The sequence below is a fragment of the Paenibacillus sp. V4I5 genome (assembly GCF_030817255.1).
In the GTDB taxonomy this organism is placed as follows: Bacteria; Bacillota; Bacilli; order Paenibacillales; family NBRC-103111; genus Paenibacillus_E.
Genome location: NZ_JAUSZB010000002.1, coordinates 6,982,969 through 7,005,888, shown reverse-complemented (window position 1 = coordinate 7,005,888; position 22,920 = coordinate 6,982,969). Strand labels below are relative to the sequence as shown.

Annotated in this window: 18 protein-coding genes and 1 pseudogene; 3 read left to right on the top strand and 16 right to left on the bottom strand. The window is 42.7% G+C overall.

The window, feature by feature from the left end:
- The first annotated feature begins 6 nt into the window (after window positions 1-6).
- The 3 genes from QFZ78_RS33775 to QFZ78_RS33765 all read left to right on the top strand — a co-directional run bounded on the left by QFZ78_RS33775 (window position 7) and on the right by QFZ78_RS33765 (window position 4,440).
- Window positions 7-762: an ABC transporter ATP-binding protein gene (locus QFZ78_RS33775; protein ID WP_307553807.1), complete on the top strand. Its 756-nt coding sequence runs from the start codon at window positions 7-9 to the stop codon at window positions 760-762.
- Window positions 752-2,611, top strand: coding sequence for an ABC transporter permease (locus QFZ78_RS33770; protein ID WP_307553806.1), 1,860 nt, complete (start codon window positions 752-754; stop codon window positions 2,609-2,611). Before QFZ78_RS33775 ends, QFZ78_RS33770 begins: the two co-directional genes overlap by 11 nt.
- A gap of 215 nt (window positions 2,612-2,826) precedes the next feature.
- Window positions 2,827-4,440 (top strand): UDP-N-acetylmuramoyl-L-alanyl-D-glutamate--2,6-diaminopimelate ligase, encoded by a 1,614-nt coding sequence (locus QFZ78_RS33765; protein WP_307553804.1) that lies wholly within the window; start codon window positions 2,827-2,829, stop codon window positions 4,438-4,440.
- Between the two features lie 189 nt (window positions 4,441-4,629).
- On the opposite strand, the gene QFZ78_RS33760 is transcribed toward QFZ78_RS33765, so the two are convergent.
- The 16 genes and pseudogenes from QFZ78_RS33760 to QFZ78_RS33685 all read right to left on the bottom strand — a co-directional run bounded on the left by QFZ78_RS33760 (window position 4,630) and on the right by QFZ78_RS33685 (window position 22,840).
- Entirely contained in the window at window positions 4,630-5,187 is a 558-nt protein-coding gene (locus QFZ78_RS33760; RefSeq protein ID WP_047675026.1) for a helix-turn-helix domain-containing protein, read from the bottom strand.
- A gap of 85 nt (window positions 5,188-5,272) precedes the next feature.
- Complete coding sequence (locus QFZ78_RS33755) at window positions 5,273-6,211, bottom strand: hypothetical protein (RefSeq protein ID WP_307553801.1); 939 nt, start codon at window positions 6,209-6,211, stop codon at window positions 5,273-5,275.
- Window positions 6,212-6,301: 90 nt separating this feature from the next.
- On the bottom strand, window positions 6,302-7,132 hold the full coding sequence (locus QFZ78_RS33750) for a phosphoenolpyruvate hydrolase family protein (protein WP_307553799.1): 831 nt from the start codon (window positions 7,130-7,132) through the stop codon (window positions 6,302-6,304).
- A gap of 8 nt (window positions 7,133-7,140) precedes the next feature.
- The gene (locus QFZ78_RS33745; protein WP_307553797.1) at window positions 7,141-8,370 is read right to left on the bottom strand and encodes a Tm-1-like ATP-binding domain-containing protein; all 1,230 of its coding nucleotides are present in this window, start codon (window positions 8,368-8,370) and stop codon (window positions 7,141-7,143) included.
- A 28-nt stretch (window positions 8,371-8,398) separates the two neighbouring features.
- Window positions 8,399-9,154: a sugar phosphate isomerase/epimerase family protein gene (locus QFZ78_RS33740; protein WP_307553795.1), complete on the bottom strand. Its 756-nt coding sequence runs from the start codon at window positions 9,152-9,154 to the stop codon at window positions 8,399-8,401.
- A gap of 231 nt (window positions 9,155-9,385) precedes the next feature.
- Window positions 9,386-9,799, bottom strand: coding sequence for a sulfite exporter TauE/SafE family protein (locus QFZ78_RS33735; RefSeq protein ID WP_307553793.1), 414 nt, complete (start codon window positions 9,797-9,799; stop codon window positions 9,386-9,388).
- Between the two features lie 2 nt (window positions 9,800-9,801).
- Window positions 9,802-10,164 carry a cupin domain-containing protein gene (locus QFZ78_RS33730; protein ID WP_188175657.1) on the bottom strand — a complete coding sequence of 121 codons (363 nt, stop codon included), beginning with the start codon at window positions 10,162-10,164 and terminating at the stop codon, window positions 9,802-9,804.
- A gap of 23 nt (window positions 10,165-10,187) precedes the next feature.
- Entirely contained in the window at window positions 10,188-11,696 is a 1,509-nt protein-coding gene (locus tag QFZ78_RS33725) for an extracellular solute-binding protein (protein ID WP_307553791.1), read from the bottom strand.
- 34 nt (window positions 11,697-11,730) lie between these two features.
- The gene (locus tag QFZ78_RS33720; RefSeq protein ID WP_307553789.1) at window positions 11,731-12,612 is read right to left on the bottom strand and encodes a carbohydrate ABC transporter permease; all 882 of its coding nucleotides are present in this window, start codon (window positions 12,610-12,612) and stop codon (window positions 11,731-11,733) included.
- Window positions 12,613-12,630: 18 nt separating this feature from the next.
- Window positions 12,631-13,554, bottom strand: a complete 924-nt coding sequence (locus QFZ78_RS33715; protein ID WP_307556022.1) for an ABC transporter permease — start codon at window positions 13,552-13,554, stop codon at window positions 12,631-12,633.
- 100 nt (window positions 13,555-13,654) lie between these two features.
- Entirely contained in the window at window positions 13,655-14,650 is a 996-nt protein-coding gene (locus QFZ78_RS33710) for a Gfo/Idh/MocA family protein (protein WP_307553787.1), read from the bottom strand.
- A gap of 572 nt (window positions 14,651-15,222) precedes the next feature.
- Entirely contained in the window at window positions 15,223-16,113 is an 891-nt protein-coding gene (locus QFZ78_RS33705) for a carbohydrate ABC transporter permease (protein WP_373460143.1), read from the bottom strand.
- Between the two features lie 25 nt (window positions 16,114-16,138).
- Complete coding sequence (locus QFZ78_RS33700; protein WP_307556020.1) at window positions 16,139-16,996, bottom strand: ABC transporter permease; 858 nt, start codon at window positions 16,994-16,996, stop codon at window positions 16,139-16,141.
- 177 nt (window positions 16,997-17,173) lie between these two features.
- Window positions 17,174-18,806, bottom strand: a pseudogene (locus tag QFZ78_RS33695) (extracellular solute-binding protein).
- Between the two features lie 297 nt (window positions 18,807-19,103).
- A complete protein-coding gene (locus QFZ78_RS33690; RefSeq protein ID WP_307553783.1) occupies window positions 19,104-21,365 on the bottom strand; it encodes an AraC family transcriptional regulator in 2,262 nt (753 codons plus the stop codon).
- A gap of 419 nt (window positions 21,366-21,784) precedes the next feature.
- Entirely contained in the window at window positions 21,785-22,840 is a 1,056-nt protein-coding gene (locus QFZ78_RS33685) for an ABC transporter substrate-binding protein (protein ID WP_307553781.1), read from the bottom strand.
- Between the last annotated feature and the right edge of the window lie 80 nt (window positions 22,841-22,920).

The following is a 22,920-nucleotide window of genomic DNA, read 5'->3' as shown; positions in this document are numbered from 1 at the left end:
GTTGTAATGGAAATGTTAAAAGTCAGCCATTTAAGTAAAACCTACGGCAAAGAAGTGATGTATCATGCTTTAAATCAAATAAGCTTTTCCATTGAACCTGGAGAATTTGTCGGAGTGATGGGACCATCGGGCAGCGGCAAGACTACGTTGTTAAATATGATCTCTACGGTCGATCAACCCACAACAGGAGACATTCTGATTAAAGGTCTCAATCCGTTACATTTTAAGGGAGATAAACTAGCTCTCTTTAGACGCAGGGAGCTTGGTTTTGTATTTCAAGATTTTAACTTGCTCGATACTTTAACCATTGGAGAGAATGTGGTTTTGCCCCTTACCTTGGATGGGATCTCGGTTACAGAGCAGGATAGAAGACTGCACAGAATCGCCAAAACTCTGCGCATAGAGCATCTGCTGGACAAAAGAACCTATGAAGTCTCCGGAGGCGAAGCTCAAAGAGCGGCTATTGCCAGAGCCATCATTCATAATCCCTCTCTCCTCTTGGCAGATGAACCAACCGGAAATTTGGACTCCAAAACAGCAAGAACCGTCATGGAACTTTTTGAGAAGATCAATAAAGAACAGCAGCTGACCACGATTATGGTGACGCATGACCCTGTGGCAGCCAGTTATTGCGGCCGGATCATATTTATTAAAGACGGCACCATCTATAATGAAATTCATAGCGGAGGGAGCAGGCTGCTGTTCTATCAACAGATCATCGATGTACTTTCGCTTTTAGGAGGAGCTGCTCATGGAGTTTAAACAGTTTGCGACGAGAAATGTCCTGCGCAACGGAAAGGCCTATTTCGCTTATTTCTTAAGTACAATTATATCCGTTACCTTATTTTTCTCTCTGACCACGTTTATTCTTCACCCCGATAAAGGAACATTCAAATCCTATATCAAGGTATCCCTTTTGGGTGCGGAAATGATTGCCTATTTATTTTTGTTTTTCTTTGTCTTTTATTCGATCAGTGTATTATTAAAAAAGAGGTATAAGGAATTCGGCATCCTATATATGCTAGGCACATCGAGGAGGCAGCTTCTCAAGATGATCTCCATTGAAAATATGATCATCAGTGTCGCGGCAACAATCGGCGGCATCGTTACGGGTCTGGTGTTCTCAAAACTATTTTTGACGATCATCGAGAAGCTGCTGAGGCTTCCTTCCTTGCCGTTTTATTTTCCGATAAAAGCGATTCTTATTACGCTTGTATGCTTCTTGCTGCTCGGCATGTTCGTCTCATTATTCACATCATGGATCGTAAAGGAAAAAGATATCTTACGTCTGCTTAAAGCAACGAAGGCCCCTAAGCCCGCTCCTAAATTTTCTCAACTTATTGCGGTTTTTGGCTTCCTTCTACTAATTGCCGGATATGCATTATCATTTGTTCCAATAAAAGGAAATCTAGGGAATTTTATTTTATTTATTATAGGCATGGTCGTCATAGCTACTTATTTGTTATTTTCGCAGTTCAGCGTTTTTGCGATCGCTTTATTAAAAAAGAACAGGTCCTATTATTTAAGAAACACCAATCTGATCTGGGTATCCAATTTGTTCTATCGAATACGGGACAATGCCAGGATGTTTTTCATCATTACCATCACATCTACAGCTGCTGTAATATTGAGCGGCGCCTCCTATGCCTTTTGGACGAATACATTAAATGATATAGAAGAGCGACATCCGCTGGCTTTTACTTATCAAATTTTCGGTAAAAATCCTTCCGCCGCTGAGGAGATCCGATTTATTGAAGATCAGTTAAAGAAAAACCATTTTCCATATGAAAAAATAGTTGTAGACATTAAATATCTTATCCAAGAGGACGGGTCTGGTTTACCCTTAATGAAAGCAAGCGTTTATAATCAATTCGCCAAGCAATTAAACTTGAAAACCGTGTCTATCCGTGAACAAGAAGCGATTATAATCGTACCCCCCGAGGAAAACGACGGCATAAACCGCCTAGCGATTGAAGGAAATAGCATCCGAATAACAGAAGAAATACGTGCGAAGCTATTGCATGATCAATTTTATGCGATATATGTCGTTGACGATCGGCTATTTGATCGCATTGAAGCCACAGAAGAATCCCAGCCTCAGTATGAGTTTCATGTCAAGGATTGGTCCGGCACTTATGTCGTCTATGACGAATATGAGAAGAAATATGGAGATAATCAGACTTCGCTATTTTTGTCCAAATCCCATATTTATGAAACTGAAAAAAGAGCATACGGCACGATTATGTTCTTATCGATATTCTTAGGCATCATCTTCTTCGTGGCTTCAGGAAGCTTTATCTACAACAAATTTTACATGGATCAGGAAACCGATAAACAGAAATATAAGCAATTGCATAAAATCGGTGTAACGTTTAAAGAAATAAAAAAAGTTGTTTCGATCGAAATTGGCGTATTGTTCTTGTTTCCGTACATCGTGGCAACCATGCATTCCGCCGTTGCTTTAGGAGCTCTGCAAAGGCTATTTAAAATAGAAGTCGGCGCAGCAGCGGTTACCGTTATGGGCATCTTCTTGCTCCTTCAGATCGTTTATTTCTTGTTCATTAGAAGGAATTATTTGAATGTGATAAAAAAGCATCTAACCTTTAGCTGAGTCAGATTTATATTAAAAGGCATCCATTAGGAGTAATTGGATGCCTTTTTTTGCTGCTTGGTTTTATTTTAGTACTTTGATGATGAATCTATTAAATTAGAGCTGAGAAGATAAAGCCTCGCGTCAAATAAGCCCCCGCTGTCCATATAATATTATGAATTATTTTCAACTAATTGCAAAACATATACATGGATACATTATAAGGGGGGACCTCGTTGAAGCTCACTGCTCTATTAGAACGGTTATTTGTAAAGCAAATAAAAGGCGACACTACTAATATAGAAATTACAAATATCGCAATCGACTCTCGAAAAATAAAACCTGACGGATTATTTATTTGTTTGACGGGAACTCAAATGGATGGGCATCAGTTTATCACTGAAGCGATTTCCAATGGAGCTATTTCGATATTAGTAGAAATTGAAGTGAAATGTCCTCCTGGTGTTACGCTTATTCATGTCCCAGATACCAGGAGAGCGATGGCAATTATATCTGATTATTATTATGGTCAATGTTCGAATCCGTTAAAGCTGATTGGTATTACAGGCACGAATGGAAAAACAACTACAACCCATTTAATTGAAAAAATGTTATCGGACAACGGAAAAAAAGCCGGACTTATCGGTACTCTGTATACGAAAGTTGGCGATTTTGTTGAAAAAACAGTTAATACAACGCCAGAAGCGATTGAAATTCAAAGATATTTTAACATGATGTTAGAGTTAAAAGCCCAGTATGCCGTCCTTGAAGTATCCTCTCATTCTCTGGAAATGGGGAGGGTTAGAGGCTGTAACTTTAAAACAGCTGTTTTTACAAATTTAACGCACGATCATTTGGATTATCATCAAACCTTAGAAAATTATCTTGATGCTAAATCTTTGCTTTTTTCCCAAATGGGAAATACTTACACAGATGAACCTAAATTTGCAGTATTAAATGCCGATGACCCTGCTTCTAAAAATTTGGCTAAAAAATCAGCTGTTCAAGTCTTAACTTACGGAATTGAAGCTAAAGCAGATGTGCAAGCAAGAGATATCGAATTAAGAACAGAAGGCACCTTTTTGACTGTTGATACTTTAATAGGAAGTATGACAATCCATTTGAAACTTCTCGGGAAATTTAATGTATATAATGCGCTTGCAGCAATATCCGTAGGAATTGTTGAACATATTCCATTAGAGGGTATTAAAAAAAGCTTGGAAGCATTTCATGGGGTTGACGGAAGATTCCAACCCGTATTTGCCGGACAAAATTTTTCATTAATCGTGGATTACGCTCACAATCCGAACGGATTAGAAAATGTATTAAAAACTGCAAGAGAACTTACTAAGGGGAAATTGTATTGTGTTGTAGGTTGCGAAGGTGATCGGGATAAGTTTAAACGTCCTATTATGGGTAATATTGCAGTTACTTATTCGGATAAAGCTATTTTCACATCGGATAACCCACGCTCGGAAAACCCAAATACCATTATCAATGACATACTTGAAGGCCTTAGGTCAAACAACATATCAGAAGACCGTTACATTACGATTCCGGATCGAAGAGAAGCCATTCGAAAAGCAATTGAATTCGCCACGGATGCAAACGATTGTATTATTATTGCAGGAAAGGGCCACGAAACACATCAGATCATTAAAAATGAACATATTCCATTTAACGATATTGAAGTTGCTGTGGAATTGATATGTACAATGTGCCCGTCAACCGGGTATGAGCATGCTGAAGCAATAAGGGGTGGCCATCATATGACAACCCCGCCTAACAAAGAAAGACACCTCCTCCACCCTGCTATAAAAAAGCGTTCACCCAGTAGAGTGAACGCCTAATTACTTCAAAACATTATTGTCTACTTCAAGACTTTATTTGTTACTTCAAAATAATGTTTTGAAGTGCAAAAAACCAGCACATCTTCACGGATTGAATGCCCATGTTTCTTACAAAAGTCACTGTCCTCAATATTGATCTGCACCTAATCCAAAATCCAATACGTCTTCCGATGGTTGCATGGCTCAAGGCTACATCTTAGTACCCAACTTGGATTGGGTAAACACAGCTACATACTTTACTTCGCTCGTAATTGGACTTATGGTATGCTTTTCTATCGAATCGAAATACAGACTGTCTCCCGGACCCAAGGTATATTCTACGTTTCCGACTTTATATTTCATTTGACCCTCGAGAATAAATATAAACTCTTCCCCATTGTGACTGAAAATATGTCTGCTGTCATGTTCATCTTTCCTTGAGACAAATAGAAACGGCTGCATAAGCTTGTCTCCGCGCTCAACGGCAAATGCGAAAAAGGAATACCCTTTTTCCGTTTTCACTAATTTGGATTGGCTTTTTTCTTTTGTTGTATGAATCGTGCCTGACTGCTGTTGATCATCCAAAAGAATTGAGACTGTAGTTCCTAATGCGTCGGCGATCTTGATCAGGGTTGAAATAGGCGGCATCGTCTTCCCGTTTTCTATTTTGGACAACAAGCTTTTAGAAAACCCGCAAATATCGGCAATCTCTGTCAAATTCCAATTTTGTTCTTTCCGCAGCTTCTTAATTTTATCCCCAAGTTGCATCTTCAGAGATCTCCTATTTCATATTGTTCAACTATGTTTATCATAACGATACACTGTGTAATCGTCAACAGGAGGAGTTTATTCACTATAACAGCAATCTATCTAAACCGATGGCACTTATCATCATCCGTTCTTTCTTGTTTCCTAATAACTGTTGGGGCCAATCAACGATTCCCCCGTCTCCTATCTTGAGTACTTGTCCATTGATAGTTGCAATAATGGTAAACTGTAGTCCTTTGTAGTATTGATTTTCAGTATTCGTTGAGCCTTCGGATGTAACGACATGCATCGATTTCTCTTCTCCGTATAGCAATATCCTTTGAACTAGCCCTTCAGAATCCTTATATCCACTACGAACGCTAAGTACAACTTCCAAATCTGAACGAAACAACGTTTGGAAAATGTCTTTATAAACGTTAATGTGCTCCCAAAATGATTGCTTTTCAAAGGAGTAAGATCCCTTATCTTTACTGGATGTAACCATACAAAACAATTGAAAATGGGATAAAATACCCGGGGCTTTATGAGTATTTTGTGCCCTTACATGTCTATGAGTCGTGCAAAATCTAATAAAATCATCTTCATTGTTCATTTTTCCCGACTTTAAGCAATCACTGATATGTAAGGCTAAGAGGTTTGTAGCATCCGCAACTACTTCCGTACCTCTCAGCGCTGATATGATCTTATTTTGGTCCACCGTAGCTACTATCGAACAAGAACCCAAGGGCGCTACAGGCGACATTTGCAAAGGAATAAATGAGTGGTGTTTAGCTATTTTCAGTGTATCTAGTTCTAGTTGTTTTAACTCTATTGGATTAACTCTTGCCGCTTGCACAAATCTGTTTGCTTCGTATCTTCTTAGTAAGTCGCTGGCAGATGAATTCTTTGTTTTTCTTCTAAATGCTTCGAGTAACAGGGTATTTAAATCGGACCCAGGAATTTGTTCAATTAATAAGTCCACTATGTTTTCAATGCCTAAATCACGAACTATTCTGTTTAAATTACTTTGTTCTTCAAGATTCATCGAATACCCTCCTTAACCAAATTGTCCACTTAAATTACAAAAATCGCCCCATAAAGTATATAGGACGACGATTCCGGGTATGTCTACCCATTATTTTTTGCTTAAACTTTTAAATTTTTTCACCTGCTCGGTGATCGCTATTTCAGTAGGAAGCCGTTCTACGCTGGATGCTCCGAAAAATCCGGCAATCCCTTTGGTTTTGCTAAGAACGTAGTCTACGTCCTCCGGCTCCGAGATCGGACCGCCATGACAGATAACCAGTATATCCGGATTCACGCTTTTCCCGGCATCATAGATGCGCTGAACGAGGTCAGCCGATTCATCGAGCGATAATGCCGTCTTCGCTCCTATGCTTCCTTTGGTCGTCAGACCAACATGCGCAACAAGCACATCCGCTCCAGCCCTAGCCATTACGATGGCATCCTCTTCGTTGAAAACGTATGGAGTAGTCAATAAATCCAATTCATGAGCTTTACGGATCATCTCCACTTCCAAGCTATATCCCATCCCGGTTTCTTCTAAATTTTGCCGGAACGTCCCGTCGATCAGACCTACCGTCGGGAAGTTTTGAACGCCGGAGAAGCCCATTTCTTTCAACTGCTTCAAATAGACATCCATCAGACGGAACGGATCTGTGCCGCAAACCCCTGCCAGCACAGGTGTATCCTCGACAATAGGAAGAACCTCGCCTCCCATTTCCACTACGATTTGGTTGGCATCTCCATACGGCATCAATCCGGCTAATGAACCTCGGCCTGCCATCCGGTACCTGCCCGAATTATAGATGATGATCATATCTACACCGCCCGCTTCAGCACATTTTGCCGATAAACCTGTTCCAGCCCCAGCGCCAACGATGAAAAGGCCTTGTTCCACTTGAGAACGCAATCGGTTTACTATTTCTTGTCTCGGTATCGCCATCGTTTAATCTACCCTTCTTTCTTATGTTCCAACAACTTGAGTAAATGCTCTGCAATCACGTCTGCGACTGCAGGATCATTGATGTCTTGTTCCATTTCAATCATAGGAATGTCTGAACGAAGGTGCTGCTTGATTCCTTCGTACAGGGCGCATCGCTCTTCCCTTCCTTCAAATGCCTTTCCTGCTATGTCCAGCAAGGAAACTCCGGCTTTCGGGAACACGACGATGGTCGGTGCTGTGCCTTTATTCAACTTATCAGCCAAAATCCGTCCCAATTCGCGGTTCTCTGAAACCGTCGTTCTCATCAATGTTGTGGTCGGGTTATGCTGGTAAAAGATTCGCTCTTTGAATGGTGCCGGGACGGTGTCTGGAGGTCCGAAATTGACCATATCGAGCGCTCCCACCGAGACAACCTGCGGAATTCCGGCAGCACCCGCAGCTTCTAGACGGTTAGGTCCGGCACTAAAAATGCCGCCGACCAACTCATCGGCTAATTCTGTGGTAGTAATGTCCGCAATACCCTTAATATAACCAGCCTTGATCAATTCCTCCATCGCAAGGCCGCCTGTTCCGGTCGCATGGAATACAAGCAGATCGTAGCCCTTCTTCTCCAGGATTTCCCTCACGCGGGTCGCGCATGGCGTTGTCACTCCGAACATTGTGATGCCCAGCGTGACTTTCTCATCCGCTGTCTCCTGCTCCAACCCTGTGTGCCGAATCATCCCGGCTAATGCATAGGCAGCATTGCTTAATATTCGCCGGGACAGTCGGTTAATGCCGGCGATGTCGACAACGGAGTACATCATCATAATGTCCTTTACGCCCACATAGGGCCTTGTATTCCCAGATGCAACGGTAGAAACAAGCAGCTTCGGCACGCCGATAGGAAGAGCCTGCATGGCTGAAGCAGCTACCGTTGTTCCTGCAGTCCCACCCATCCCTAACATACCGCCGACTATCCCCTTCTTCTCTAATTGAACCGCGATATTTGCTGCACCTTGGGTCATAACAGCAACAGCTGTTCCACGGTCGTTCTGCGTTCGCAGTTCCTCTATGCTGGATCCTCCTGCTCTTGCTACTTCATCTGCGGAGACATCCGGCTCGAACAAAGGATCTCCCAGCACGCCGGTATCGATAACAAAGGTATCCGTTCCACACGCTTGCAGCGCATCTTTCACGAATTGAAATTCGAGCCCTTTCGTATCCAAAGCTCCAATTAATATGGCTTTTTTCCCCACGACTCCAGCTCCTTCAAGGATCTGCACTTTACTTCATTGCATTGCACATATACGTATAACAAGCCTTCATGCCCTCAAGTACTTCGCCGCCGCTTTCTTCATCTGCCGACATCCAGCCTTTATAGTTAATCGCTTTAATCGCTCCGAAAATCGGTTTGAAATCGATGGCTCCTTCACCGAGTACTTTCCAATCCCCTTGCTCAAAGTCCTTGAGATGAAAGTTATCGATCACGTGGCCAAAGCTGCGGATCAACTCAGCTACGTCGTGGACGCCAGACTTCACCAAATGCGCAGTATCCACGGTCAAACCGATGGATTGATCTTGGATCCGGTCAAAGAAGATATCAAAATCTTCACGGTACATTACCGGATTGTTGTGATGATGGTGCAGGGAAAGCTTCACGCCGTACTGCTGCTGTGCTTCAAGGCCCAATTCCGAAAACGCATCCCCATACCCACGAATATCCTCAGATGTAACTTCAGCTCTGGGAACCCCATGGCAGTATACGACTAGATCCGTACCGATTCCGGAGGCAAACCGAAATACGTTCCTAAGCTGCTGGGTGCCCGCCTCATCCAATCTCCCGCCTGTAATGAGCGCCGAGCCCACCCCCGGTAATTGCCCCCATGCTTCCTTGAATCTTTCTGGCTCGTTAAGATAGGGGCTATATTGCGGGCCTTTCAGTTGCAGTCCGTCATAGCCAACCGCTCTATATTGTTGAAAAAGAAGCGTCTGTTCCTCCACTGTGGAAGTGGGTCTGGAAAAAGCCAACTTTATACTCATAATTGTTTCTCCTCATATATCATTTAAAATGAACTAAGCTTTCCCCTAGCAGTTTCAAGGCTCCAATAGCCCCAAGTGACAGTATAAGCCGTTGAAAATAAACTTGCGGAATTAACGGCAGCAATTTAATACCCGCCCGCATAAGCGCCAATAGCAATTAGCGGTATCGTCCAAGCATTAAACAACAAAGATTGGGATGTAATCATTCCTAATTGAATGTAGAATGGCACTTTAATGAGATTCACAAGCAGAAAGAACCATGCGCCTGTTCCGACAAACTCCTGCCGAGTCTTTGATAACTTGAAGCAGGATGATGCCAAATATTAGGGATCCCAACAGGAGCTTTAATTGATCATTACCCGTTTTCAGCAAAACGAAATAGCCGCCAATTACGCCCAATAGCACCCATGGAATCAGGCTAATTAAATGCTTCCAAATCACATTTTTGCGGTAATAGGCAACCGCCATTAAATCCCCGACAATCAGCATAGGCAGTAAGATACCTACCGACAGCTTTGCCGGAAAAATAACGGTCATGAGCATGGCATTAAAAATTCCCATTGTGGAAACGCCCGTCTTCGCAAAACCGACGCAAACCCCCACGATAACGATGATGACGATTTGCCAATTGCTCAAATCAAACATGTTTATTCGCCAATGGTCTGGCGGTCCGGTGCTGAGTACGTGATAATCATACGGCACGGTTCCCAACTTGTCGTGGTTGCATTATGGGGCACATTGCGTGGAATTCGCAACATCATGCCCGGTTCCAGATGAAAGGTTTCGTCTCCCAGAGTATGGTCGCATTCTCCGGATAGTATAAAGATGATTTCTTCGCAGTTCGGATGCACATGTCTGGGATTCGATTGACCCGCGTTAATATAAACCATACCAAAGGTCATTTCGCTGTCCGGATCTATTTCTTGGCCGCAAAGCCATTGAATCTTTCCCCAATCCATATCCAATACACGTGCCTTGTCTTGCTTTCTCAAATCCGTAATGGTAGCCATACACTCGTTCTCCTTTTTTATGTTTACTTAGATGCCAAACGTTCTTTATACGACGCATTCATTTCTTGAATAATCTTCTGATAGTTGGCGTCTTGCTTAAGTTCGGCAACTAATTTATCCCATGCGTCGATATTGGATTTGCCCATAATGACCTGTGTTTTCATGTCATTGATTTTCTTGGTGAAGTCAGAACCAACCTTCAGGTTCGTTTCTGAAACCAATCCGACGGCAGAATTAGGCAGGCTGATTTTGGATTTGGCATCGATGATTTTCTTATTTCGTTCGAATACATCCTTCGGCATACCAGGCGCAAACGCATACATATAGGGATCGTACTTCATGAAAAGCTTGCCGAACGCACCAGGGCCCAAACTGTCTTTAACGCCTTGATCATTAGTAACATAAAATCCGTCTTCTTTTTTATGATGCACACCTTCAATTCCATAATTGGATAATACGTGACCTTCCGCCGAAGCGCCGAAATCGAGCAGGGACAATATTTTTTTCACCTTCGCTTCGGAAACGGATTTCGGGATGGCCGCCACGCCGATCATGCCTGAACCCTGTCCAGTGAATTGCCCTTGTGAAGCTGCTACAGAAACTAAGGGCTCCCACGTAACTTTGGGATCTCTCTTCCATTGGTCGTAAGTCCAGCGCCATAACGCTTCAATCGTCTCAGTTGTCATCCCGGCGCGCCCGCTAGTCGCCAAATCCCAGTATTGATTGTCCTTCATGACTGCAAAATCCGGAGGAATAAGCCCTTCGTCAAACAGCCGCTTCTTGAAAAGAAGAGCTTCCCGCATCGTCGGCTCCAGGGTCACGTCGACTAATTTGCCGTTAACGACCTTCCATTTCCCATTGGAGCCATTATAGATGTTGTCGATGATATCGTTTCCACGCATCGTATACCCATACGTGTCCTTTTTTCCGTCCGGTTCTTTTTCTTTGAATGTTTTCATGACTGTATACAATTCATCCATCGTTGTCGGCATTTTTAAGCCTAATTTATCCAGCCAATCCCGGCGAATCGCTAGCCCCCCGACTTCTAAGGGTCTTACGATAGGAACAACATAGTTTTTACCGTTTATTTTGGTGTTGTCCCAAATTTGCTTAGGTGATTCCATTAAATGTTTATATTCTTTAAGAAACGGCGTGAGGTCCCAGAAGGCGCCCTGTTTGACCATCGTCTGAAACTGCGGAATCGAAGTCGTATCCGGCAGCTTGATGAGATCGGGAAGATCCCCCGAAGCGAGCAAAACATTCAGCTTGTCGTTAAACACACCATCAGAAATCCAGGTGATATTCAGTTTAGTATTCGTCTTTTTTTCAAATTCCTTCGTCACCGGATTATCTGGTCCTGGCGGCTGTGCAATCGAGAAATTGCTTAAGATATTGAGGGTGACGGGCGCCTCCATCTTGCTTGCCTCCGGCTTCGTGTCTGTCCCTCCTTGACTGCCGGAACATGCTGCAGTGAATAGCGCTACAATCGAAAGCAAAGCAGCCGATGCCTGTTTCTTTGAGCCTTTCATCATACCCAAAACCCCCTTAATAAGTATAAAGTTACGATCAGCCTTTAACTGAACCTAACAAAACGCCTTTGGCGAAATGTTTTTGTAGAAATGGATAAACGATTAATATCGGAACAGAAGCGATGACAACTGCCGCCATCTTGATCGTCTGTATTGGAATTTGCTGTTCCGAGATCATTTCGACAGCTGCCGCCCCACCTGTTGACGTTTCCGAATCGATCAGCATGTTCCGTAATACAATTTGCAAAGGTACTTTGGCAAAGTCATTAATATACAGAACGGCGTTAAAAAATGTGTTCCAATAACCGACCGCGTAAAACAGACCGAATGCAGCCAGTGCAGGTGCGGATAGAGGGAGAACGATGCGGAAGAAGGTGCCCAAATCGTTGCAGCCGTCAATCAATGCTGCATCTTCCAGTTCTGCCGGTATGCTGTCAAAGAAGCTTTTCATTAAGATAACATTCCAGCCACTAATTAATACGGGTATGATCAGCGCCCATACGCTGTTGATCAGCCCTAATTCACGCACCACAATATAATTGGGAATAATGCCAGCATTAAATAAGATGGTCAGCAAAACCATCAGCATGATGATTCTTCTTCCCCTTAACCTTTTACGCGACATCCCAAACGCCATAGCTGCTGTAAAGATTAAGCTTAATCCAGTCCCGACAGTTGCCAGAAATGTACTAACAGCGGTTGCATTTTTAAATGCTGGAGTAGCTAACAAATACTTGTAGGCGGCTAGGGTCCAATTCTGGGGGAAAAGCACAAATCCGTTTTTTTGCAAATATTCTTGTGAATCTGTGAAAGAGACTATAAATACGTAGTATAGTGGAAATAAAGTAACAAACCCGATCAAAGCTAATACAACGATGTTCAATAGATCAAAAACACGACCACCCACGCTTACTTTCATCTTCCGACACCCCCAGACTTAATAGACCCCATCCTCACCAATCCGTTTGGCAAGCCTGTTCGCCAATACGACAAGTATGAGTCCTACCACTGATTTAAATAACCCGACCGCCGTGCTATAACTGAATTGACCTTGTTGTATCCCGTTTCGGTAAACATACGTTTCAAATACGTCCGCAACTCGTGCCACTGCCCCATTCGACATCAAAAACACTTGTTCGAAACCGACATCCATGATGTGCCCCAGCCTCAGGATCAACAAGATCAGTATGACACTTCTTATGGCTGGTAAAGTAACATGCCATGTCTGCCTCCAGCGGTTAGCGCCATCGATTTTGGCTGCCTCATATAATTGCGTGTCAACTCCTGTAATGGCGGCTAAAATAATGATCGTTCCCCAGCCCGTTTCTTTCCATATATTTTGCAGGACAAGAAGCCCCCAGAACGTATCCGCATTCGTCAAAAAATCATATTTGCGCAAGCCAATCGCTTCCATCATCAAATTGATGATTCCCGAAGATTGCGACATCAATAAAAACGAGATGCCAGCAATAATGACCCAAGATAAAAAGTGCGGAAGGTACACGACCGATTGAATGACCCTTTTAAACACTTCATTGTTTAGTTCGTTCAGCAGCAATGATAGAATGATCGGCAGCGGGAAGAAGAACATCAGATTCAATAAACTGATCATCATCGTATTGCGAAATAGAAGCATGAAATCCGGGTTTGAAAAGAACCGAACAAAGTGTTCGATTCCAACCCATTCACTTTTCAATACCCCCATATACGGCGAGTATTCTTGAAATGCAATGATGATTCCCCACATGGGAACATATTTAAAAATGATGAAAAAGAGCACGCCTGGCAAAACCAGCAAGTATAGGTATTTGTCACGTCTTAAATCAGACAAGAGAGTACGCCGTTTCTTGTTCTTATCCATAGTGACGGACGATTGCAAAATAGCAGATTGTGTACGCATAATGTTTACCTTCCACTTCAATCAATTTTTTGAAGCGTTAATTAATATGTACAGCACGAGATTATACCATTACACCTTGTTTTAAATGGACGATTCGTTGTTCATTAGCCGATACATAAGCAGCATCGAGAACGGTGATCGTTTTCAGATTGTCTTGGGAACTGTTTGGCGCTTCCACGCCGGTTTCCAAGGAAACGAGCAATTGGTTTAAGCCTTCGTAGGTCGCTACTTCTCTTGAAATATTATTTTCCCAAGTGACTTCAGGATCTTTCCCGCCTTTACGGTATAAGCTTACGGTTCCATGGCCATTGACGATTGTACCGGTTTCCCCGATTACGATTAATTCCGCTTTGTTGTAGGTGGAAGAGAAGCTTTGAACGTAGGTTACTACGGCGTTGTTCTCATAAACAATTTGAACGGTAGCATCGGTTTCCCCTGCGCAATTAATCGCCGATGAGGAACGGTTTTGGCAAACGACGGATACCGCATCGCTTCCAAGAATTTGCCGGAATCCGTCAAACCAGTGAATCCCCATTACCGAAAGTGCATGACGTTCACAATCCAACCGCCAACCACTATCCTGCCTATAATGCAGATTGGAGAAAATAATGGATGTTACCTTGCCGATCAAGCCTTCCGCAACCTTCTCCTTCACTAATTCGAATGGGAAATGACGCCTGAAGTTTTGATTGACGGAAACCGGTACACCGTGCTTTTTGGCCTTCTCAGTAATTTCGGTCGCCTCGGCCAGCGTGTCGGAAAATGGCTTTTCAACGAAAACCGGCAAGCCTGCTTCGATTAGCGGAAATACGATTTGCTTGCGGATGGAAGTAGGTGTACAGACGATAGCCACATCGATACCGCTATTTTGGATAAAGTCTTGCAAATCGGTAAACCGCTGCGGCACACCATATTTATCGGCTTTAGCATGGAGCGCCTCGGGATTTGGATCACATAATGCTGTTATCTCGATTCGCTCCGGATGATCTTTGTACGCCACGAAATGCAATTCGGTAACACCGCCTGCTCCCACAATACCTACTTTGTACTTTTTCATTGTCGCTTCCACTCCTTGATAGTTTGGTTTGATTTTACATTAAAGCTCTGCCTATTACCGAAATAAATACGAATCCTAACCTTCCACACCTCCCTGAAAAAAAGGATTACAATTCCAGATTAATCAACATTATTTACTCAAGTTAAACTTTTTTTCATATAATTCAACTAAGTTGACAAACTAATTGTATAACATGATTTATAATTTTGCAATCGCTTTCTTAATAAAAAATAACCGAAGTTGACATTCAACTTCGGCTTGTACCAATAGGTGATTATCGTGTTTATCCACCATGATAAAGAGGGTGAAGCCAGCTCGGTTTCACCCTCTTTACGTTCATGCGATATTTCTTCTAATCGTCATTGTTGTTGTTATTGTTATCGTTATTGTTATCGCCACATACAATTTTGTTCATTACATGCTAACCCCTTTGAAGATGATTACCGCACTATTTGGAAGCGGTTTCTTTTCTGATTTTACAGGAGTGCATTCTCGAAATATACTATGCATATTCGTTTAAATTTCATATAAGAATTGAGTTTTTGTTTCCGAACATCCATCACTCCCCACGCTCAACCTTTTATAGAGCCTATCAATACGCCTTTTTCAAAGTATTTTTGTATAAAAGGATATAGGATTAAAATCGGCAGCGTAGATACGATGATAACACCATACTTGATTTGATCGGCATATCTTTGCGCATAGCCTCCTGCATCGCCGCCAACGCCTGCTCCACTCGCAAACACCTGATTCGATAAAAGAATATCCCTTAAAATGATTTGCAACGGCTGCAGCTCATTTTTTCTTATATAAATTAAAGCCGTGAAGAAATCATTCCAGTGTGCGACCAAGTAGTAAAGGCCGATAACGGATATAAGTGCTTTGGACAAAGGCATAGCCACCTGTATAAAATACTTGAAATGAGAACAACCGTCCATGGCAGCTGCCTCATACAATTCCGATGGCAATGTTTCAAAAAACGTACGTGCAATTATGAGATTGAATACATTAACGGAAAATGGCAAAATGAAAACCCACATCGTGTTTGTCAAGTGCAGCCCTTTCATTAATAAGTAAGTTGGAATTAAGCCACCATTAAAAAACAACGTAATTACGAAGATCAACATTAATGCACGTCTAGCCATAAATTCTTTCCTCGATAGCACATAGGCTGCCGGTAAGGTGAACAGCAAATTTATAAAAGTTCCGAGAAATGTGTATACAAGTGTATTACGATAACCGACCCAAATTCTGGTGTCTTTAAAAATTTCCTGGTATCCAAAAAAACTGATGCCTTTCGGCAGAAATAAGACATGACCGGTTGAAACAAGGGTAGAGTCACTAACAGATGCAATAATGATAAAGTACAACGGATATGCAATGATTAAAAAGATCAAGACACATAGCACAAATAGAATAAGACGGAATATGATTTCATTGCCATTCTTGCTTAATAGACTCAACTCCACTCCCCCCTTCGACATCCAATTACCATAGACTCATATTAGAAAATCTCTTCGAGATGGCGTTCACGGCAATCAAGAAAATAAAATTAATGACCGTATTGAACAAACCAATTGCCGACGAGTAACTGAATTGATTAGATACAATACCGATTTTATATACATAAGTGGCAATAACCTCGGAAACAGGGAGATTTAACGCATTTTGCATTAAAAAGATTTTTTCAAAGCCGGTGCCGAGCACATTCCCCATGCTGAGAATAAACAAAATAATCATCGTTGGAACAATTGCAGGTATATCCACGTAACGTATCGTTTGCCATCTGCTGGCTCCATCAATTTTGGCAGAATCATACAATTGAGGATCGATTGTGGAAAGCGCTGCTAAATAAATAATGCTGTTCCATCCGCAATGCTGCCAAATATCGGAAAGTACATAGACGGGCATGAATGTACTAGTAGATGCAAGCAAATTGATATCGCCCAATCCAACTAACTTCATCAGGTATCCAACAATGCCTGTTTCCGGCGATAATAGGACATTTAGCATCCCAACCAGTACAATGGTCGAAATAAAGTGGGGTAAATACACCGTCGTTTGCAAGATTTGCTTTGCTTTTTTTCTTCTGATCTGATTCAGTATCAATGCCAGAATGATTGGAGCGGGAAACCCGAGAACAATCGACGCCAGACTGATGGTAACCGTATTTTTCATTAAATCCGCAAACAAATAGCTGTTCATAAATTGTTTGAAATAGTAGAGTCCGCGCCATTCTCCACCTGTGAGCCCTTTGGCAAAATCATAGTCCCGGAAAGCGAGTTGAATGCCGTACATCGGCCCATAATTAAAAATCAGTATGACGGCGATTGCCGGAAAAATCATGATCCACAATTGATGATCGCGTTTGAATGTGCTTACAACGGTCGGTTTTCTAGCTAATCGAATACCGGCAGTATCTTTGCCGATTTCACTTATTTGAGAGCTCATCCAGGCTTTCTCCCTTTTAGATAGATGCTATGCCGTCCGCATAGAAAGCATAGCATCTATCATCATGCTATTTTATTTGTTCTTACTCATGAAGCTATCGTAGTATTTTTGCATAATCTCGATATTTTGCTGCAAACCGGCTTTTTGACATTCTTTCACATAAGCATCCCACTGGGCGTCAATGCCGCCTTTCGTAACCCATTGCGCAAATTTGGGATTCGCCAAATTCATGAGGTTCGTGTTGTTCAGGCTTTAATGTGTTATTGTCCGCAGTCGAATATTTGATAAACAAGTTAGGGTAGACGTCGGTCTTCGTACTTACACTCAGAGCGCCCTTCAACGGTTCGGATTGCGTGAGAACCTCGCTCATATCTTTACCGAGATTCAATTTTAAAGAATCTGCGATATACATAGGTCCGTTATCCGCCATCGTGGACGTCCATTTCCATGTGCCAGGATCCATTTTCGAATCTGTCGGCGGCAATACGCTGTAACTGTCATCTCCATTATCCTTAATATTCGTACCTAATGAGCCGAACAAGACTTGCATGCTGACTTTAGGATCATACAAGTTATTGATGAATTTCATCGCCGCGTCTTTATTCTTCGTTTTCGCCGACATGACTACCATGTTGCTTCCAAAGTTTAGGGAGTTGTAATCATAACTCCAAGATAGTTTAGCGTTAGAATCTGCTGACCTCTTTAATGGGGACATCGACGCATATTGCGGCGCCACCTGGTCTCCGAATCTGTCCGATGCGACCCAACCCCATGTGAAGCCGACTTTCGCCGTATCTCCGGTGCCGCGTGCAATCGACTGGTATTTCGTGTAATCGTGCGTAAATACTTCTGGGTTAATCAACCCTGCTGCGTAGCATTTATTCAAGAATACGACCAAATTTTTAAAACGTTCGTCGATCAGGAAGTTTTTCACTTTCCCGTTTTCCACATAATAGCCTTGGCCGCTTCCATCGGATAATGTAATGCCCTCACTTCCCAGTAGAACAGCAGGATTGAAATATCCGCCGATACCTCCCGGCCAGTCCATGGGGATCTCATCTTTTAAATCGCCGTTGCCATTAGCATCTTTTTCTTTAAATGCGACCAGTACGTTATATAATTCATCCCACGTAGTCGGCATTTTTAATCCTAGATTGTCCAACCATTTTTTATTAATAAATTGTCTTGTAGCAGAAGCAGGCCAAAAACGTTGGTATTTGGGTAAACCGTAAATTTTCCCGTCAGGCTGCGTGGCAATGATTTTTGTTTCGGGTTTAGCATTAAACATCATTTGCACATTCGGAGCGTTTTTGTTGACCAAATCGGACAAATCTTGGAACAGGCCTTGAAATTGCGCAAAATCGGCGTCTGTAATGACATTAGCACCAACAAATAAATCCGGAACATCACCGCTGGCAAGCATGGTACCTTTTTTCTGTCCCCAGTCTGCCGTAATCTCTTGCCACTTGATTTCTACTCCTGCTTCTTCTTCCGCTTTTTTCAGCCATTCCATTTCTGCAAGCGGTTTCGTAAGCGGGTGTTTGACCATTATGCCCGTTAATTTTACTTTCGTACCGCTTTTACCTGCATTCCCCGAACCAGTGTCACTAGTTCCTTCAGTTTTGGAGCTGGATTCGCTGCAGCCTGCCATTACTACAGCAGAAACCATAAACAATGATAGTACAACTGCTAATTTTTTACGCATTGCCGTCATCACCCCTCAAAAGTATTGGTTATGCACAATCCTTGCCGATTCCACCTTAACTTTAATCTTCGTTCGAGGATGCGTAAACGATCAGTTTTTGATGAATCCCCATTTTTTGAAAGCGCTTAACAACAGTGTTGGAAAACGCTTGCAAATGCGTCTTGTAAACGGATTTCAAAAATTGCATATCTTCAAAAATTGCATATTGTTGACAACTGATATCGCTTCGCGCATAACAGTTGCAACCTTTACGAAAAAAAAACGGCTACCACGCTGTCTACAACGGGTAGCTTACTTTCATTTGTTTGAATCCCGGTATTGGCCCGGCGTAATGCCGACCACTTTTTTGAAGGAGCGAATAAAACTCGACGTATTCGAATAACCGACTTGCTGCGCGATCAATTCCAGCGTTTCATCTGAACTTCGAAGTAATACAAGGGATTTTTGGATACGAAGTTGATCGATATATTCCTTGAAATTTTGTCCCATCGTTTTCTTGAAGTGATAGCTGAAGCCCGAAATCGACATGCTAAAATGATCGGCAATTAGCTGCAGCGAAAATTCAGGACACATGCCATTTCCTTCAATGAACGCAAGAATGTCATTCTGTGAAGCGGTCCTAGAAGTTGGCTGTGAGCTTCGAATGAGATCGCAAAGCTTGCAGCAGCTTTCACGCATAATATCGATCATCTGCTCGATCGTGTATCGATGAAGGTAGGAGACGCTGGTCAATTGCAGCAAGCTTTGGTCGCCCTGCCGGAAACGCTGCAATCCGTTGAATATGACGATGATCGTGTTCAAATAAACAGCTCTGACCATATGCGGCGGCGTACCGTCGTGCCCGATATATGCGATGATGCGCTCCATAACCGATTCAACTGCGGAGACGTCGTTTTTTAAAATGAATAGCTCAAGTGATTGCAGTTGTTCTGCAAAATAGGAAACTGCGCTGGTTTGCTGGACTTCGATTTCGTCGAAAACAAGAACCGAGTATTGATTCCGGACCCGAAGATGCTCGGCAGCGCGAATGGCCTGCAAATAAGAGAGGTGAGCCCCTTCTGGGGATTGTCCCGGTGCTCCAATTCCGATCAGCGTACGTATGCCGATCCGTTCGAGCAGCTCCTGCTGAAGACCGCTGAGATACGCCTTCAATTGAAAGTTCTGGTTATGGGAACCAACAAAGACGATCTCTTGATTATAAATGCTATTGAAGAAGTAACCTTGAAGATCTTCAGGTAATCTGTTCTCCTCCATCCGGCAATACTCAGCAACCGCTTCGATACCGCCTTCTTTTGTTTCACAAGAAAGGACAGCAACCGCAATATGAGAATAGTTGAAGCAAACTCCGTACGGATCGGCCTCCTTTTGAAATGCGTCCCATGTCGGGTAACGGTCGCATATCAGCTCGAACAACAGATTGTCACGTATGACGGGCAACGTGCTTTTTACCCTCTCGTCCAGCCTGCTGTTGGCGGAGGAAAGTTGATCCAGCGCATACCGTATCGTATCGAATTCATTCATTGTTCTCGGCTCTCTTAGCGTAAACAAGTTTTTAGCGAAATGAACCAAACCTTTGATCGGATGATAATTTTTACGGATAGAAACATAGATGACGATCACTTCGAGCAATAAAATCAGAATAAAAAGAACGACGGTGTTGCGCTGGATCAATCGGATATCTTGCAACGTTTCAGACACAGCCATCAGAGTGACATACTTCCAGCCGTTTTTATCCGATACTTCGTGCGAAACGATAAAAGATTTGCCGTCGATCCGATATATACCTGATCCGGACCGACTCTCACCCAAGCCGGACACCAGATGTTTGAATTCACTCGAATTACTGTAAGAGGTTTCGTTTGAAGCGACCAAACGGTTTCCCTTCGGGTCAAAAATAAAGAAATCACCTGTAAAAGCTTCGGAAACCGACTTCATCAGCCGAATAATCGTTTCCTCTTTTACCATGATGAGCACTGTACCCGGTGAGTTGAGACCGCCTAATGGCAAAGGCGATAAGAACGTCAGCATTCGCGTCCGGTTATTGCCGGATATGATGACGTTTTCCGCCGGCCGAACCGTAGGTGAAGTCAAATTGGTCAATTCCTCGAACATGGCTTTATGCGGCCAATTTTCGTAATAATATCCGACTCCTGGACTTTCGAAATCCTCAATACTGTAGGCACTTCCTGTCTTGGCAAACAGAAAGCCGATGCTTTTAACATACAAGAAGGTGTTGTCGATGAATGCATCCGTCGCATTGTATTTCCGCATTTCGTTTGCAATGACGATTCTTTGATAATCATCATCCCCAGCCAAGTACAACTTGATCTCCTGGTTGTTCACTAGCTCTGAGGGAAGGTTGTACACATAACGGGTGAAAATATCCATCGAATTCATGAACTGTGCGGTGACATGAGCATTCCAGTCCATTTCCTTTTGCTTCACAACTTCCGTTGAATTCGGGTAATAGTAGAAAAGAATAACGATGACGGGAAACAGCAGCACCAATATATAGGAAATCAACAATTTGGCCAACAGGTTGAACCTGTTTTTTTTCATAAGTGTCCCCCTTCTGGAATACGCCTCGAAATGTAGTGTTTGAAGTAAACGGTTACATGATGAGATAAACCAATGTTTATGAGATCACCGACTTCCCATGGGCTTAGATATCCTTTGCTTTGAATTATAATTAAAAAAGGAAATATGTAAAGATAGAGATGCGATTGGGGAGGATTTATCATTTTGTGGAATAAGTGAACTTGTACTCAAACATTCATATATCTGTTGTTACTCAATTCTGCCCAATAGGTGAGCAAAGATGATTAGTCATTTAGAGTTAGTGAAGGGCCACCCCTCAAGTAAATTAATTACTTTTGGGACAGCCCTATTCATGTGTACTAGCTGAGAATCCAACTCGCCAAGGTCGTCAAATCGATAATGTTCCACTCTAACGTCGTTGTTCAAGTCGGCTGAACTTTTTAGTAACGTCTGGTGCCAATTTCTCTTGCAGCCGTCACTTCCGTAAATATACTTTCTGGTGTTACGATGCGCTTGGGCAGTGTTCGGCCATCTATCATCTCATTTACAGCTTGAATGAGATTGGGGCCTAACAGCGGATTGCATTCGACCACACTGTTAATTTTACCCTCCATCAGCTTCTCAAGTGCTTTCCGCGTACCATCCACCGAAACGATAACGATGTCTTTGCCAGGCCTTAAGCCGTACTCTTCTATGGCCTCTATCGCACCTAAAGCCATATCATCATTATGTGAAAATAGAACCCGAATACTCGTTCCTCTTGCTTGCAGGAAGGATCTCATGACCTCTTTCCCTTGTGTGACAGTGAAATCGGCATTAGCGCTTTCCAGAACTGCAAAATCAGTATTTTTTGTGATTACTTCATGAAACCCTTTGCCCCTAGCAATTGATGGCGTAGATCCTTCTGTTCCCTTCAATTCCACAATACCGATGGGACTGGGAATGTTAGCTAACTTATCTAGTACATACTTTCCTGCTTTACGACCCTCCTCATAAAAGTCGGAACCGATAAACGTGACGTATAGGGATGGATCCGATACTTCAACCAATCGATCAATAATGATGACGGGAATACCCGCTTGCTTGACTTCCTTCAGAATAGGCTCCCAGCCCTTTTCCACCACCGGCGCAATTGAAATTACATCGACTTTTTGCTTAATAAATGAACGCACAGCTTCAAATTGTCTCTCTTGAGATTGCTCTGCATTCTCGAATAAAAGGCTGATTTCGGATTCCTCTGCCGATTCTTTAATGGAAAGTGTGTTCGCTTTGCGCCAATCACTTTCCGAACCAAGTTGGGAAAAACCCAAGAGGATAGGACGCTTCTGTATATTAGTCTCCTTAAGCCCCGGAACCTGTTTTCCTTCTTCCCCATTCCTGCTATTCGCCGTCGTTTCCTTGATCAAATCACACCCCGTGGGAAGCACGAGAAAACAGATAACAATGATAAGCTTAGAAAGCAGCACCAATGATAAGCCCGGTTTTCTAAGATGCATTTTTATGGTCCAGCCCCCTTGGATTTAATCGATTTGAAAACGAGCCATATGTCTTTCTAATTGAGACGAGACCTGCTTCA

Excerpts from the sequence above, each read along its gene's own strand:
- QFZ78_RS33690 (WP_307553783.1), bottom strand. The coding sequence starts at position 21,365 with ATGAAAAAAAACAGGTTCAACCTGTTGGCCAAATTGTTGATTTCCTAT.
- QFZ78_RS33760 (WP_047675026.1), bottom strand. The coding sequence starts at position 5,187 with ATGCAACTTGGGGATAAAATTAAGAAGCTGCGGAAAGAACAAAATTGG.
- QFZ78_RS33700 (WP_307556020.1), bottom strand. The coding sequence starts at position 16,996 with ATGATTTTTCCGGCAATCGCCGTCATACTGATTTTTAATTATGGGCCG.
- QFZ78_RS33725 (WP_307553791.1), bottom strand. The coding sequence starts at position 11,696 with ATGATGAAAGGCTCAAAGAAACAGGCATCGGCTGCTTTGCTTTCGATT.
- QFZ78_RS33715 (WP_307556022.1), bottom strand. The coding sequence starts at position 13,554 with ATGGATAAGAACAAGAAACGGCGTACTCTCTTGTCTGATTTAAGACGT.
- QFZ78_RS33740 (WP_307553795.1), bottom strand. The coding sequence starts at position 9,154 with ATGAGTATAAAGTTGGCTTTTTCCAGACCCACTTCCACAGTGGAGGAA.
- QFZ78_RS33770 (WP_307553806.1), top strand. The coding sequence starts at position 752 with ATGGAGTTTAAACAGTTTGCGACGAGAAATGTCCTGCGCAACGGAAAG.
- QFZ78_RS33720 (WP_307553789.1), bottom strand. The coding sequence starts at position 12,612 with ATGAAAGTAAGCGTGGGTGGTCGTGTTTTTGATCTATTGAACATCGTT.
- QFZ78_RS33750 (WP_307553799.1), bottom strand. The coding sequence starts at position 7,132 with ATGGCGATACCGAGACAAGAAATAGTAAACCGATTGCGTTCTCAAGTG.
- QFZ78_RS33775 (WP_307553807.1), top strand. The coding sequence starts at position 7 with ATGGAAATGTTAAAAGTCAGCCATTTAAGTAAAACCTACGGCAAAGAA.
- QFZ78_RS33755 (WP_307553801.1), bottom strand. The coding sequence starts at position 6,211 with ATGAATCTTGAAGAACAAAGTAATTTAAACAGAATAGTTCGTGATTTA.
- QFZ78_RS33685 (WP_307553781.1), bottom strand. The coding sequence starts at position 22,840 with ATGCATCTTAGAAAACCGGGCTTATCATTGGTGCTGCTTTCTAAGCTT.
- QFZ78_RS33710 (WP_307553787.1), bottom strand. The coding sequence starts at position 14,650 with ATGAAAAAGTACAAAGTAGGTATTGTGGGAGCAGGCGGTGTTACCGAA.
- QFZ78_RS33730 (WP_188175657.1), bottom strand. The coding sequence starts at position 10,164 with ATGGCTACCATTACGGATTTGAGAAAGCAAGACAAGGCACGTGTATTG.
- QFZ78_RS33735 (WP_307553793.1), bottom strand. The coding sequence starts at position 9,799 with ATGTTTGATTTGAGCAATTGGCAAATCGTCATCATCGTTATCGTGGGG.